This window comes from Paenibacillus sp. GM1FR (assembly GCF_002803315.1).
Taxonomy (GTDB): domain Bacteria; phylum Bacillota; class Bacilli; order Paenibacillales; family Paenibacillaceae; genus Paenibacillus; species Paenibacillus amylolyticus.
Genome location: NZ_MKZL01000002.1, coordinates 123,635 through 137,352 on the forward strand (window position 1 = coordinate 123,635; position 13,718 = coordinate 137,352).

Below are 13,718 nucleotides of genomic sequence, written 5' to 3' on the forward strand. Positions count from 1 at the left end.
TGGAATTAGTGGGATTCCATCTATAGTTTATCCCGTTGAGAGGGGCATGGAAGCATGATAATTTTAAGTCAGCCTTTGGAAAGCGCTTTCCAAAAAGCTTCTGTCAATATAATCGATGGAGGGGTCATGATGAAAAAGGATGTTAGAAAAAGAATCAAGTATAGTGCTCTGCTCGCTTTAATACTGGTCATCGCACTCACTGGATGTACACCGGGATCGTCCTCGAAAGGGGAAAAGACAGCAGATGGAAGGGAATTGAAACAATTTTCCGCATTTTTTGCCGTACCGGGAAAAATTGCGCCTGACGATAATCGGGTGTTAAAGGCTATTGAGGAGAAAACAGGCGCCAGAGTCACGATGGACTGGCTTACTGGCCAAACAGCCAAAGAGCGGATTGGTGTACTCATTGCAGGCGGCGAATATCCCGATTTTATCGATGGGAGTGATGGTACTCAGCAACTGGTAGCAGCAGGAGCGTTAGTACCTCTTGAGGATTACATCGATAAATATCCAAACATCAAAAATTACCTGGGCGAAGACTGGAAGAAGATGAAAAATACGACGGATGGACATATCTACTTCATTCCTCAATTCGGCAATATACAAGAAAAGTCGATGAAAGTATCCCATGACGGAGAAGCATTCTGGATTCAGAAGGCCGTACTGGAGTGGGATAATTATCCGACAATCAAAACGCTTGACCAATACTTCGACTTGATTGAACGGTATAAAGCAGCTCACCCGACCGTTGATGGTCAGCCCACAATTGGATTTGAAATTATCTCCTATGACTGGCGTTATTTCGCACTGGAGAACCCTCCGCTCTTCATGGCTGGTTATCCTAACGAAGGCGCAGCCATCGTTGATAAAGAAACGCTGACGGCCAAAAACTATAATACCATTCCGGAAGCGAAGGCATATTTCAAGAAGATCAATGAGGTATATCATCAAGGTTTGGTCGATAACGAAACCTTTACAGCAAACTATGATCAATATATCTCCAAAATTTCAACCGGACGTGTGCTGGGCATGGTGGATCAAGGATGGCAGTTCCTTGATGCCGAGGCATCACTCGTGAAGCAAAAATTGTATGACAAAACCTATGTACCGTTGTCCATTACACTCTCCGAGGATGTTAAAGGGCGTTATCAGAACAATCCAATCCTTAACGTGAATGGTGGCTTGGCCATTACAAAAAGCTGCGAGGATATCGAGGGAGCACTTCAATATATTAATGATTTGCTGGACCCTGAGATGGAGGTATTGAGAACCTGGGGGCAGGAAGGCGTGGATTACCAAGTCGATGACAAAGGTGTGTTCTCCAGGAATGAAGAGCAACGTGCGAATTCCAAAGATCCGGACTGGGTGCTGGCAAACACGGGAAGCCCGTTGGTCTATTTCCCGCATCATGAAGGCATGACCGCTGACGGGAAGAATGCCCTTGACCCTAAGGAGCAGCCGGAGGAGTACCTTGCCACATTGAATGACATCGACAAAAAAGTGCTGAAGGCTTATGGATATACGAAGTTTACCGACTTCCTTGAGCCTGCGGAGGAAAATGAACCGTGGTTCCCAATCTATACCTATAATTTTGAACCGAATAAACCGGAGAGCATCGCCAGACAGAAAATGGACGATGTAAAACGCAAATGGCTGCCAAAAGTGATTATGACTTCACCAGCCGAATTTGATAAGGCTTGGGAAGAATATCAAGCCACGCTCAAGGAAAGTGCAGATATTAAAGCGTATGAAGATGCGCTGACGGAAGAAGTCCGCAGACGTATGGAACTGTGGGGATAAAGGCCTGTCACACAGAAAGGCTATGGGGAACCCCGTAGCCTTTCTTACACGCTAGATTGGGAGATTGGATAGGAATGGAATCGATTCACCCAGACTGGGTGATATAGATAAACTCGTAAGCAAGGAGAGAAAAACATGGCCAAAAAGGAGTTGCAGCCTTCGTTAAAAACCAGCCATATCCCAGCGGGAACAAGCTGGATCGGGTACAACCTGTCCAGAATGAAAAGTCAGCGACAATTAATGTGGATGTCATTTCCGTTTATTGCGTTTATCGCTATTTTTGCGTATGGACCATTATGGGGCTGGTTGATGGCGTTTCAGAATTATAGACCGGGCATTGGTTTTATGGAGCAGGATTGGGTTGGGGTGGATCATTTTCGAACGTTATTCACGGACCCTACATTTTTACGTGTCATTCGCAATACGCTGGCGATGAGCCTGATCAGTCTGTTTCTGGGATTTGTCGGCTCGATTGGTCTGGCGCTCTTATTGAATGAACTGCGAATGGTATTGTTCAAACGCGTGGTACAGACGGTTTCCTACCTTCCGCATTTCCTGTCATGGATCATCGTAACAGGTATTGTTGCGAATGTATTATCAACGGAAACAGGAATAGTGAATGTGCTGTTGACGAAATTGGGCCTGATTGATGCACCGATCAATTTTTTTGCCGAACCAAAGTACTTCTGGGGGATTGTAGGTCTGTCCAGCATGTGGAAGGAAATCGGCTGGGGCACGATTATTTATCTGGCGGCCATGGCGTCGATTAATCCGAGCTTGTACGAGGCAGCTTCCATCGACGGAGCCGGACGGTTTCGTAAAATGTTCAATGTCACACTTCCAAGCATCAAACCAACAATTATTATCCTGCTCATCATCAACGTTGGTAACGTACTGAACGCAGGTTTTGAGATTCAATACTTGCTGGGGAACGGACTTGTGCAGGATGTATCCGAGACGATCGACATTTTTGTTTTGAAATACGGGATTAATCTCGGCAACTACTCACTTGCCACCGCAGCAGGCATTTTCAAAAGTGTGGTCAGTCTGGTGCTCATATTTATCGCCAACGGGATTGCCAAGTCTCTTGGTGAAGAGCGATTGATATGATAAGGGGGCAGAACTGTGAAGCGATTTAGCAGAAAACGAAGCTTGAGTGACTCTATTTTTTCCATCACCAATGGCATATTTATGTTGCTTGTCATGGTTGTTACGTTATATCCTTTTTTAAACACCATTGCCGTATCTTTCAATAACGGGCTGGATACGATCCGCGGGGGGATCTATCTCTGGCCGAGGGAATGGACGCTGCAAAATTACGTCTCCGTATTCCAAAACCCGAATCTGACACAAGCCGCATTTGTTTCGGTCGCCAGAACTGTGGTGGGAACGGTTGTACAGCTGTTCTGTACAGCCATGCTGGCCTATGTGCTGAGCCGCAAGGAGTATATGTTCAACAAATTGGTCACAACGCTGTTTGTCATGACGATGTATTTCAGCGGTGGTTTAATTCCGGGATACATGCTGATCAAACAAGTGGGGCTGCTGAACAGCTTCTGGGTATACATTATTCCCGGGTTGATCGGGGTGTTCAACATGATCGTCATTCGTACCTACATTCAGGGACTGTCGGAGGGATTGATTGAATCCGCGAAGATGGATGGAGCCGGAGATTTTCGGATTTTCATGCGTATCGTGCTTCCCCTATCCAAGCCGGTTCTGGCTACGGTTGCACTGTTTATTGCTGTAGGTCAGTGGAACTCCTGGTTTGACTCCATGTTGTACACGGCAGGAAATCGGAATTTGACCACCTTGCAGTATGAGCTGATGAAATTGTTATCCTCTGCGACCTCACAGGGGGGAACCGTCAACGTGGATTCATTCAAAAATGTAACCAACATGGTGACGCCTGTATCCATTCGGGCAGCAATCACGGTTGTGACGGCAATGCCGATTGTTTTACTGTATCCGTTCTTGCAAAAATACTTTGTGACTGGACTAACCATTGGAGGGGTAAAAGAATGAAGAATGCAAATCAAGGCGAAAAATGCACGTATAACAATCCGATTATGCCCGGGTTTTATCCAGATCCATCCGTATGCCGGGTGGGTGAAGATTTTTATCTGGTGACATCAACATTTGCCTATTTTCCTGGCGTTCCGATCTTTCAGAGCCGTGATCTAGTGAATTGGAAACAGATTGGCAATGTGCTGGACCGCCCTTCACAGTTAAATCTTCAGGGAGCAGGCCATTCACAGGGGATATTCGCACCAACGCTCCGGTATCATGAAGGCACCTTCTATATGATTACAACCAATGTATCACATGGCGGCAATTTTGTTGTAACCGCTACCGACCCGGCTGGGCCATGGTCTGATCCTTATTTTATTGAAGGCGCAGAAGGCATAGACCCTACGATTTTCTTCGATGATGGCAAAGCGTATTACCTTGGTACACGTCCTTGCTCCGAGGGAGTTCGTTACAATGGGAACTGGGAAGTGTGGCTGCGGGAGTTGGATCTGGGCAGTATGAAGCTGGTGGGAGACAGTTACGTTCTGTGGCGCGGGGCGATGGTGGATGTCATCTGGCCGGAAGGCCCGCATCTGTATAAGATCGATGAATATTACTATTTATTGATTGCAGAGGGAGGCACAGGGCCAAACCATGCGGTGACCATTGCTCGTAGTAAAAATTTGACCGAAGGATACGTCGGGAATCCGAATAATCCAATCATTACACATCGCCATTTGGGTAAACGATACCCTGTTGTTAATGTAGGACATGCCGACTTGGTGCAGGCTGCGAACGGTCAATGGTTCATGGTCATGCTTGCTTCGCGTCCATATGGAGGGAGCTATAGCAACCTGGGGCGGGAGACGTTCCTTGCTTCTGTCGTTTGGGAGGACGGATGGCCTGTTGTCAATGAGGGCCGCGGAATCCTGGAGGAGCAGGGCACGTTGGATTTGAAGCCTGTTCCGGTAGAGCCGCAACTGCGTTTTGACCATTTTGACAGTGATAAACTGGGCTTGCAATGGATGTTCCTGCGCAATCCTCAGGAAGATCTCTATTCATTAACCGAACGAAAAGGATACTTGCGACTGAAGCTGAAACCGCAAACATTGAAGGAAAAAGAAAATTCCAGCTTTGTTTGTCTGCGTCAAAGGCATATGGATTATGTCGCAGCTACAGCGATGGAATTTGTGCCCGGGAATGCCAACGAAACGGCTGGTCTTGTCGTCATTCAGAACGATCTGTATCACGTACGGATTGAGCGTGCTCTGGCGGATAAACAGCAGGTGCTGCGTGTGGTGACCGTTATAGATGGTCAGGATAGCCACATTGCGCAAATCGCGCTGGAGGGTGATGTATCGCGGGTGTATATCAAACTGGCCGCAACAGGTCAGCAACTAAACTTCTATTACAGCACAGATGGAAGTCAGTATCATCTGGTGGCGGAACAGGTGGATACAAGCAGCCTGAGCACCGAAGTAGCCGGCGGTTTTGTTGGCTGTTGTATCGGAATGTTTAGCAGCAGCAACGGTATTTCTTCCGATCAGGTAGCGGACTTTGACTGGTTTGAATATGGTTCATATAAATAATATTTAGATGATAGAATAACAGAAAGTAAGCTCAATCCGGTGGCGGTAGTCCAGGGATTGAGCTTTTTTTCGTTCTTTTTGCCAAACGGCTATGGGGAGGCGTTACAGTTTATTGTCCAGCTTCATGTGCTGAGCTTTTTATGATGTTAACCATTTTACGCTGAGCATCCCTGGCCTCCGGAATCGGATAGAGGACAAAGACATGGTTCATTTTGGGGTAAACGTACGTTTGATGATCGATTCTTTGATCCGTCAGCAGTTTGTCGAGCTTCATATTATCAGGAAACAAACCCTCGTGGGTTCCGATAAAGATGCTGATTTTGCCCAGACCGGCGAAATCTCCGTAGATTGGACTGATTAACGGATCGTCCAACGGTTTGTCAGCTGCCCAGATCCGCCGGATGACATCATACCCTTCCACAGCGAGCATAGGGTCTCGGGTCTCGTAATCAAATATGACCGGATTGTCCAACACCATATCCACACAAGGTGATAACAAGATGATATCTTTGGGCTGCGGGAGATCATGCATCTTCAGATAATGGGCCAAGGCTAGGGATATGTTCCCACCTGCGGAATCCCCCATAATGGTGAGTTGTGCCGGGTCGTCCACGGAGGCAAGCAGATCCCGGTATAGATTGAGCAGTTTCGGATATGTGTGCTGATAGTTAAAATGAGGAACCTTTGGATAGATGGGAGCAACAACTTTGGCATTCAGGGCCTGAGCCATATGGTCCATGAATTTCCAGTGTAAAGACAGCGGCTGGTGTGTATGCGCCCCGCCATGAATGTAGAGAATGACTCTCTGTTCACGGGAATGCTGATCGTTTAAGGTGAACACCTGCATGTCTTCATGGGAGCGCTCTTTGATGGAAGATGACAGTTTTGTTTTACCCAAGATATAAGGTTTAATGTTTTCCAAGCCCATATGATCCAGGTGTTTGCGGGTAAGCTCGCGTGTTGAAAAAATTTTCTTGGTATCTAACGTTCCGATATATTTCTCGAATAGAAAGCTCGTCAACGAGCGTTTGTGATTATGGATATACATGTTCATTGAGGAATCACCCTTCCTGATGGAGTTCAGATATACGGTCTGTGGAGACTATAAGTAAAGTATAAAGGTTGAAGTGTACTTCAAGGTCAATCTTAATTTTTCCATCAAACCGTTATGGTTAGAGTAAAGCATGGTACCCGTTCTATGTTATGATATTTGCATCTTCAAAAGTTCGATTGAAGGGGCATAGCGTATGAATCAGAGCATACAACAGTTTAAAGCGGATTTTTTCAAAGCATTGGCACACCCGATGCGGATTCAGATTCTGGAACTGCTGAGTGAAGGAGCCAAGAACGTGAATGAACTGCAAAGCATTCTGGGATCGGAAGGCTCTGCCGTTTCACAGCAACTGGCTGTATTGCGCAGCAAAAACGTTGTCCAGGGAATTAAAGAAGGGACAACCGTCACCTATTCGCTGCGTGATCCGCTGATTAAGGACCTGCTGGCAGTCACCAAACAGATTTTTGACAATCATCTGGTTGATGCCATTTCCATGCTGGAAGATATTCGTAAAGAGTCCTGACACAATAAACAAGAGCAACTGGGTGTAAGCTCCGGAGGTTCTTGTTTTTTTGTGTTAGGTTCCTGCTGGGATTGTGCGTAATCCGATTGACAAGACGTATGCAGGGGAGTAGTCTTTTAAATATATTCAAATATTCAAATATATGAAGAAAAGAAGGTTTTGGTACATGAAATGGATGGGGAGATATGCAGGGTACAATGCTGCCGCTTTTCGCAAGGATCTGTTATCAGGACTGATTGTAGGTATCATTGCGATTCCACTCGGTATGGCCTTTGCCATCGCTTCCGGGGTCAAACCGGAGTATGGATTATATACCACAGTAATCGCAGGGATTCTCATTTCCTTGCTGGGTGGGTCCAAGTTCCAGATTGGCGGGCCAACGGGGGCATTCATTCCGATCCTATTTGCCATTGTGATGCAGTATGGATATGAGAATCTGCTGATCGCCGGAATGATGGCCGGTTTGATGCTTGTACTAATGGGCGTATTCAAGCTCGGGGCATTAATTAAGTTTATTCCAAAGCCGGTGACTATCGGTTTTACGGCAGGGATCGCCGTCATTATTTTTAGCGGACAAATTACGAACTTTCTGGGACTTCGAGGCATCGAGAAACACGAGGATTTCTGGTCCAATATGAAAGAAATCGGGATGCATATCTCGACGATTAATATATACAGTGTGCTTACAGCTGGAATCTGTCTGGCTGTTCTTCTGCTTGTGCCCAAGTTTGCACCAAAGGTGCCTGCATCACTGGTGGGGCTGGTTCTTTCGACGGTAGTCGCGGCGTTCTTTTTTGAAGGGCAGGTGGCTACAATTGGTTCGTCCTTTGGCGCCATACCTAACTCTTTGCCTCAGTTTCATGTGCCTGAGATCACTTGGGGACGTATCGTGAACTTGCTGCAACCCGCTTTTGTCATCGCCATGCTGGGTGGAATTGAATCGCTGTTATCCGCAGTTGTTGCCGATGGCATGACTGGAAGTCGGCATAACAGCAATCGAGAGTTGATTGGGCAGGGGATTGCTAATATGGTGACGCCGCTATTCGGGGGTATTCCTGCAACAGGAGCGATTGCACGTACAGCAACAAATATCAAATCCGGCGCAGTATCGCCATGGTCTGGCGTGATTCACGGTGTAGTGGTTTTGCTGGTACTTGTTCTCTTTGCGCCATATGCATCCCACATTCCTCTTGCCAGTATGGCCCCCTTTCTCATGCTGGTTGCTTGGAATATGAGTGAACGAAGATCCTTCATACATGTTATGAAAACCAAAACGAGTGATTCACTCGTTCTGCTGATTACCTTTTTGCTGACCGTATTTACAAGTTTAACAACGGCTGTAGAGGTTGGGTTGATTCTGGCTGTCCTTTTATTTGTTAAACGGATGAGTGAGATGTTGAAGGTTGCCAAAGTACTGCCCGATCCCGATCATAAACATGAGAAAGTCATGGCCCACATGGTTCAGGAAGGACATGACTGTCCGCAAATAAGCCTGTATACAATTGAAGGGCCACTGTTTTTCGGCGCAGCGGATATGTTCGAGAAGTCGGTCATGGATTCGATTCATCGGCGACCAGGCACTCTGCTGTTGCGAATGGGTAAGGTGCCTTTTATGGATACAACAGGTGAATCCAATCTGGCCCGTGTTGTCAAACATATGGAGAGATCGGGGGGCAGGATTTTACTTTCAGGCATTCAGGCGCAACCGTTGGAGATGTTGAAGAGAACAGGTTTGATTGAACGGATTGGTCCCGATCATATGTTTGAGCACACGGGTGAAGCCATCAATTATGCATTATTGCATCTGGATGTTCAGAAATGCAGGGGGTGCAAACATTTTGCCTTTCGTGAATGTGCTGCATTGTCGAGCGCTGGCACCGACCCAGAGTGTAATAACCTGCTGATGAGAGATGGAGCTATAAGAGTCTAGAGAGTATTTGCTTATCAAAATATATATTCTGGAAAATAAACGAAAAATATACTATGTTATAGGTTGATAGGTGAAAGGATTACATCGTTCATCAGATGAGAAATAATCATATTAAACCGAAGGAGCAACCATATGTCCATTCAACCGACTGCTTTACGTTCAGTGCTTAACCCCAGGTACCTGGAGTCTACATTGAGTAATCAATATGACATTGGAACATGGGAAGAATGTTTGTTTTGGCTTAGAGGATTAAATGATACTTACCGGGTTCGCACGTCCAGTGGCATGTACATTCTCCGTATCTACCGCACTGAAATCACGGAGGCAGATGTTCAGTATGAGCTTTCATTATTGTCTCAACTCAAGAACGTTCTAGGTTCTGCGGAACATACCGACATTGGAGAATACATCGAGAAGAAAGATCATACGGGATATACGGTGTTGGAGGCTGCGGAAGGCAAGCGGGTTGCTGTGATGTTTCGGTATATTGAGGGTACGGAGAACAACCTGGAGGATGAGGAGTCTTGTTACGCCTTTGGCCAATCTGCCGCTGAATTGCATGAGGCTATGGATCAGGTGAACATGGAGCTGCCACGATATGAGCTGGATCTGAAGTTACTTATTGACGAACCTCTTGAGCGAATTATTCACTATATCGGTGAGAACAATGAAGCAGCAGCATTTCTCCATACGTTTGCCACAACATTAAAAGAACGCATCGTTGCCACTTCCAGGCAAGACCTGGACTTTGGTCTGTGCCATGGCGATATGCATGGGAATAACAATGTATTTCAACAGGAACATCAGTTCATCCATTATGACTTCGAGTGGGCAGCCAAAGGCTGGCGTGCCTATGATTTAGCTCAAGTAAAAGTTCGAAAAAGACAGTCTGATGAGCGAAAAGCAGCATTATGGGATGCGCTCATGGCAGGATATCGTTCAGTCAGAAGTTTCTCTGCCGAAGATGAGCAGGCGGTTGATCTCTTTATTGTTGCTCGCCGATTTTGGGTGATGGGACTAGATGTTGCTTTTATTGAGAGTGATACGGGTGCGCTGGACTATGGTCCGGATTGGCTGGATAGTTTCGTGGAAGAATTCCGGGATACGGGGATTATATCCTAGCGAATGATGAACATTATTTTAGGTGTAGGTTTGAATGCTTTAAGACCCTTCCGAGTCAACTTAAACTCGGGAGGGTCTTTTTCATCTTATATTGAAGGTAACAGGGTCACTTATTAATTCGATGATGATGAAGAAGCGGCAGCAGCCGATGCTGCGGCAGTTGCGGCCATGGCGGCCTGCTGGGCGATGATAATATTTGTGATACTGGTTGAGATTGCTGTCGTAAGCACACCGTTCCGCAGATTCTCCACATGTTGAATGGCTACCAGAGCAGACGAGAACAGGAGCAACTCCTGTTTGTCGATTGACCAGGCACCGAAGCCTTTTTGAGTCCGTAACCAGTCATTTGTTTCCGCGACTTCATCCACTAATGAGTCTCTGTCCGAAGGCAGTAGAGAAAGTATCCCGAGAGATGGTAACGTATAAGTTTTGTCCATTCGAAAATCCCTTTTACGAAAAGCTTCATTTAAAGCAATCACACGAGCACCTGCATCCGGGGGATCATCTCCAAGAACAAGGACATGTGTTAACGCCTGCACACTATTTCTGGAAGAGAACTCTGGTTTTAATTCCCCGTAGAGTTGTTCCATGCGTGCCACACCAGTATCTACGTTGAGATCGGAAAGGGCTAACATGGCAGCGAAAATGTAGTCGTCCTGTCCAGTGAGGAAACGATGCTCTGCTTTCATGCCGTCATAAAATAATTTGGCCCGCTCTACCGTAGGTTGAAACTGGTCAGGTGATGTCTGAGTAGCGATCTGATAGGCGGCAATAACCAGATAATCGGAGTTACGGAATTTGATTTCTTTCATCAAGTCATAGACATGCAAGGTGTCTGCCAGTCTTGTCTCTTCATCCGCTGTAAGGGAGAGCATGGTAGCAATGCTAATGACCGAATTACCTCTGAATGCAGAGAAAAGCTTTGTGTTTTGCTTAATCAACTCATGGCTTTGACGAATAGCTTCCCCATCCGCTGTTTTATTCTCCGCTGCATAGAGCAGGGCAGCCAGACGTTGCATCATCGCATGTTGCCATTTGAACGACTCCTTGATGATCTGGGTATTGGAAACAAATAAATCAACTCGTTCTGCATGATGCTGCTGCATAGGCACACCTCCATATTCACTGTTATTCTATAATACCCTTCCAGCTTCCTTCATTCTGTCGGTGTAAACAGATTAGATGATTAGAAATATTAAATGAACTAAAGCGATTATTCCCATAGGGTAGATCAATGATCTGGAGAACCCGTTTTTAAATTCATTTCGAGGATGTTTTTCGAAAAAGAAGTGTACTACGGTATGTATGATGAAAAAGATATCCAGCACCCAAAATGTAATGGTCTGATATGAGTTAAAAAGAAGAGAGAGGATGATGGTATACATTGGCAGGTGAATCCAAGTGAAATACCTATAGGCTTTATCATCTTCCATATCTTTTAACACCATAAACAATTTCCACTCGGACCGCCTGATGGCATCCATTTCGTGAAGCAGAAAGAGAGACAGGTTAAACAAAAATAAAACCAGTAAAAAGTCAGGCATGTAAAGTCTCCTTTTCCTATTCAATCTGTTCCTATCTTACTAAAGGTAATTTAATTTGGCAAAATATGAAAAAAAGATTCACGCTCCGTTCATACGTGCTTGATATGCTCTCGAAAGAAAGCGTAAGGAACAGGTTTTAAAAAATATGCGGAGTGGTGGGGACAAGTCATGTCATCGTTGATAAGAAAGATTTTTGGGAAAATGATTTTACTGGTGTTATTGTTAGGCATGATATTAGAGGCAACTGGATTAGGGACCATGCCACTATCGGCAGCAGTATCCAATCAGGGATTAAATCCGGGTAAATTGGAGCAAGGAGTCGTAGCTAATCTGGAGGATACTGATCAGTTAACGGCATTCATGGATGGGATGATGGATGTGCAAATGCGATCTTTACAGATTCCAGGCGCAGTCATTTCGATTGTGAAGGATGGGAAGATCCTGCTCTCCAAAGGGTACGGACATTCCAACATCGAAGAAAATAAACCCGTTGATCCCGAAACCAGCTTATTTCGAATTGCTTCAACAACAAAGCTCTTCACATGGACCGCCGTGATGCAATTGGTTGAGGCGGGCAAGCTTGATCTTGATACAGACGTCAACACTTATCTGAAAACGGTGAAAATACCGAAAACCTATGAGGAACCGATTACGTTGCGCCATCTCATGACCCATACCGCAGGGTTCGAGGAAGGCGGTGTTGGTTATCAGATTACTACCGATCCGGGGAAACTTCCCGTCTCTATTGCTGAAACGATGGCAAAACATATGCCTGCACGGGTTAAGCCACCAGGCGAGATGCTGTCGTATTCCAATTATGGCGCCTCACTCGCGGGACTTATCGTCGAAGAAGTGAGCGGTGTTGCCTACAATGACTATATACAGAAAAATATCTTTGATCCGCTGGGCATGAATTATGCTACGGTAGAGGAGCCTGTTCCAGCGTCTCTGGAACCTTATGCCGCCCTTGGATACGCGCGAGCTAACGGCGAGTTTGTAACCAAACGGCCAACGTATGAGGGAGGATTTCGTCCTGCGGGATCAGGGAGCGTGTCGGCGAACGATATGGCTCATTTTATGATTGCCCATCTTCAAGACGGGCGATATGAAGATAAACAAATACTCAAGCCGGAAACAGCCAAACTCATGCATTCTCCGGCATTCCAGTTTGATGAACGTTTACCCGCCATGGATCTGGGCTTTTACGAGTTGAATATGAATGGGCTACGTGTGATCTCTCATGGAGGGGCCGATGAGCTGTTTAATACAGCCCTTTATCTTGTACCGGACAAAAAAGTGGGCATCTTTGTTTCCTATAGTGGAGGGGAAGGCGGAACGGCAGCAGAAGGGTTGGCGCAAGCCTTTTTTGACCGATACTATCCTGTACATGCAACTAAGCAGCCTAATGAAACTTCTATTGAATTCGGGGAGTCTCTGGAAAAATATGCAGGCTCCTATCAATTTACACGCCGTAATCACACGAAGATCGACAAGTTTTTCAGTTTTCTGACTCAAATCAATATTGAGTTTTCGGATAACCGACTGTTTATTGGAAGTGGTGCAGATCAGCAAGTATATACTCCGATTGGGGTGAATTTATTCCAGGAGGTCGGAGGGTCACATCAGATGGGGTTCCGCACCGATGCAGAGGGCAAGGTCACGTATCTGTTTCTGGATATATTAAACCCAATGCCGCTGGAACCTGCACCGTTAATGAACCAATCGAAGTTCTGGCTCCTCTTGCTGGGCATTTCGGTTGTTCTGTTCATCACTGTATTGCATGGATTTGTTTATCGCAGACGCGAAATCAGAGTGATGCCAAAAGCGCAAAAATGGGCAGTCCGGTTGTCAGCTATTACGTCTATATGGGGACTATTAACCTTGGGCGCAACACTTCTGGTGATGAACATGGATTTGATTGATCGGCTTAGCCATATTCCACTATCTTTACGTCTCTATCTGTTTATGCCGATTATCCTTGTAGGGTTGACTGCTGCAATATTCATCATGGGCGTCCTGGCATGGAAAAACCAATATTGGACGTTATTGAAGCGTGTGCACTATACGTTTGTAATGGTAGCAGCGGTGATCTTGAGTTTATTTTTCTATCATTGGAACCTGCTGGGCTGGCATTTTGGTTGAAGAC

General features: G+C 45.8%; 11 protein-coding genes. 8 read left to right on the forward strand and 3 right to left on the reverse strand.

Annotation, left to right across the window (positions count from 1 at the left end; genetic code table 11):
- Positions 1-126 precede the first annotated feature (126 nt).
- The 4 genes from PAEAM_RS01485 to PAEAM_RS01500 all read left to right on the forward strand — a co-directional run bounded on the left by PAEAM_RS01485 (position 127) and on the right by PAEAM_RS01500 (position 5,399).
- A complete protein-coding gene (locus PAEAM_RS01485; protein ID WP_243391232.1) occupies positions 127-1,800 on the forward strand; it encodes an extracellular solute-binding protein in 1,674 nt (557 codons plus the stop codon).
- Between the two features lie 135 nt (positions 1,801-1,935).
- Positions 1,936-2,910 carry an ABC transporter permease gene (locus PAEAM_RS01490; RefSeq protein WP_036606005.1) on the forward strand — a complete coding sequence of 325 codons (975 nt, stop codon included), beginning with the start codon at positions 1,936-1,938 and terminating at the stop codon, positions 2,908-2,910.
- A 42-nt stretch (positions 2,911-2,952) separates the two neighbouring features.
- A complete protein-coding gene (locus tag PAEAM_RS01495) occupies positions 2,953-3,825 on the forward strand; it encodes a carbohydrate ABC transporter permease (protein WP_347707850.1) in 873 nt (290 codons plus the stop codon).
- Positions 3,822-5,399 (forward strand): glycoside hydrolase family 43 protein, encoded by a 1,578-nt coding sequence (locus tag PAEAM_RS01500; RefSeq protein ID WP_100526372.1) that lies wholly within the window; start codon positions 3,822-3,824, stop codon positions 5,397-5,399. The genes PAEAM_RS01495 and PAEAM_RS01500 overlap by 4 nt, the downstream gene beginning before the upstream one ends.
- 109 nt (positions 5,400-5,508) lie before the next feature.
- Here PAEAM_RS01500 and PAEAM_RS01505 read toward each other — a convergent pair whose 3' ends face one another.
- Entirely contained in the window at positions 5,509-6,453 is a 945-nt protein-coding gene (locus PAEAM_RS01505; protein WP_100526373.1) for an alpha/beta hydrolase fold domain-containing protein, read from the reverse strand.
- Positions 6,454-6,646: 193 nt separating this feature from the next.
- Here PAEAM_RS01505 and PAEAM_RS01510 point away from each other — a divergent pair, with 193 nt between their 5' ends.
- From PAEAM_RS01510 to PAEAM_RS01520, 3 genes are all read left to right on the forward strand, one after another.
- Positions 6,647-6,976 carry an ArsR/SmtB family transcription factor gene (locus tag PAEAM_RS01510; RefSeq protein WP_091038881.1) on the forward strand — a complete coding sequence of 110 codons (330 nt, stop codon included), beginning with the start codon at positions 6,647-6,649 and terminating at the stop codon, positions 6,974-6,976.
- A gap of 166 nt (positions 6,977-7,142) precedes the next feature.
- The gene (locus PAEAM_RS01515; RefSeq protein WP_100526374.1) at positions 7,143-8,906 is read left to right on the forward strand and encodes a SulP family inorganic anion transporter; all 1,764 of its coding nucleotides are present in this window, start codon (positions 7,143-7,145) and stop codon (positions 8,904-8,906) included.
- 132 nt (positions 8,907-9,038) lie between these two features.
- Positions 9,039-10,028, forward strand: a complete 990-nt coding sequence (locus PAEAM_RS01520; protein WP_100526375.1) for a phosphotransferase — start codon at positions 9,039-9,041, stop codon at positions 10,026-10,028.
- Between the two features lie 113 nt (positions 10,029-10,141).
- Here the strand turns inward: PAEAM_RS01520 and PAEAM_RS01525 are convergent, their stop codons facing one another.
- Together PAEAM_RS01525 and PAEAM_RS32590 are read right to left on the reverse strand one after the other, a co-directional pair.
- Complete coding sequence (locus PAEAM_RS01525; RefSeq protein WP_100526376.1) at positions 10,142-11,134, reverse strand: DUF4003 family protein; 993 nt, start codon at positions 11,132-11,134, stop codon at positions 10,142-10,144.
- A 72-nt stretch (positions 11,135-11,206) separates the two neighbouring features.
- Entirely contained in the window at positions 11,207-11,572 is a 366-nt protein-coding gene (locus tag PAEAM_RS32590; protein ID WP_100526377.1) for a DUF6713 family protein, read from the reverse strand.
- Between the two features lie 228 nt (positions 11,573-11,800).
- Between PAEAM_RS32590 and PAEAM_RS01535 the strand changes: the two genes are divergently transcribed.
- Positions 11,801-13,714: a serine hydrolase domain-containing protein gene (locus PAEAM_RS01535; protein ID WP_243391233.1), complete on the forward strand. Its 1,914-nt coding sequence runs from the start codon at positions 11,801-11,803 to the stop codon at positions 13,712-13,714.
- Positions 13,715-13,718: the final 4 nt, after the last annotated feature.

What these genes read in the sequence shown, in the direction of transcription:
- PAEAM_RS01485 (WP_243391232.1), top strand. Translation starts at nt 127, where the DNA reads ATGATGAAAAAGGATGTTAGAAAAAGAATCAAGTATAGTGCTCTGCTC.
- PAEAM_RS01490 (WP_036606005.1), top strand. Translation starts at nt 1,936, where the DNA reads ATGGCCAAAAAGGAGTTGCAGCCTTCGTTAAAAACCAGCCATATCCCA.
- PAEAM_RS01500 (WP_100526372.1), top strand. Translation starts at nt 3,822, where the DNA reads ATGAAGAATGCAAATCAAGGCGAAAAATGCACGTATAACAATCCGATT.
- PAEAM_RS01505 (WP_100526373.1), bottom strand. Translation starts at nt 6,453, where the DNA reads ATGAACATGTATATCCATAATCACAAACGCTCGTTGACGAGCTTTCTA.
- PAEAM_RS01510 (WP_091038881.1), top strand. Translation starts at nt 6,647, where the DNA reads ATGAATCAGAGCATACAACAGTTTAAAGCGGATTTTTTCAAAGCATTG.
- PAEAM_RS01515 (WP_100526374.1), top strand. Translation starts at nt 7,143, where the DNA reads ATGAAATGGATGGGGAGATATGCAGGGTACAATGCTGCCGCTTTTCGC.
- PAEAM_RS01520 (WP_100526375.1), top strand. Translation starts at nt 9,039, where the DNA reads ATGTCCATTCAACCGACTGCTTTACGTTCAGTGCTTAACCCCAGGTAC.
- PAEAM_RS01525 (WP_100526376.1), bottom strand. Translation starts at nt 11,134, where the DNA reads ATGCAGCAGCATCATGCAGAACGAGTTGATTTATTTGTTTCCAATACC.
- PAEAM_RS32590 (WP_100526377.1), bottom strand. Translation starts at nt 11,572, where the DNA reads ATGCCTGACTTTTTACTGGTTTTATTTTTGTTTAACCTGTCTCTCTTT.
- PAEAM_RS01535 (WP_243391233.1), top strand. Translation starts at nt 11,801, where the DNA reads ATGATATTAGAGGCAACTGGATTAGGGACCATGCCACTATCGGCAGCA.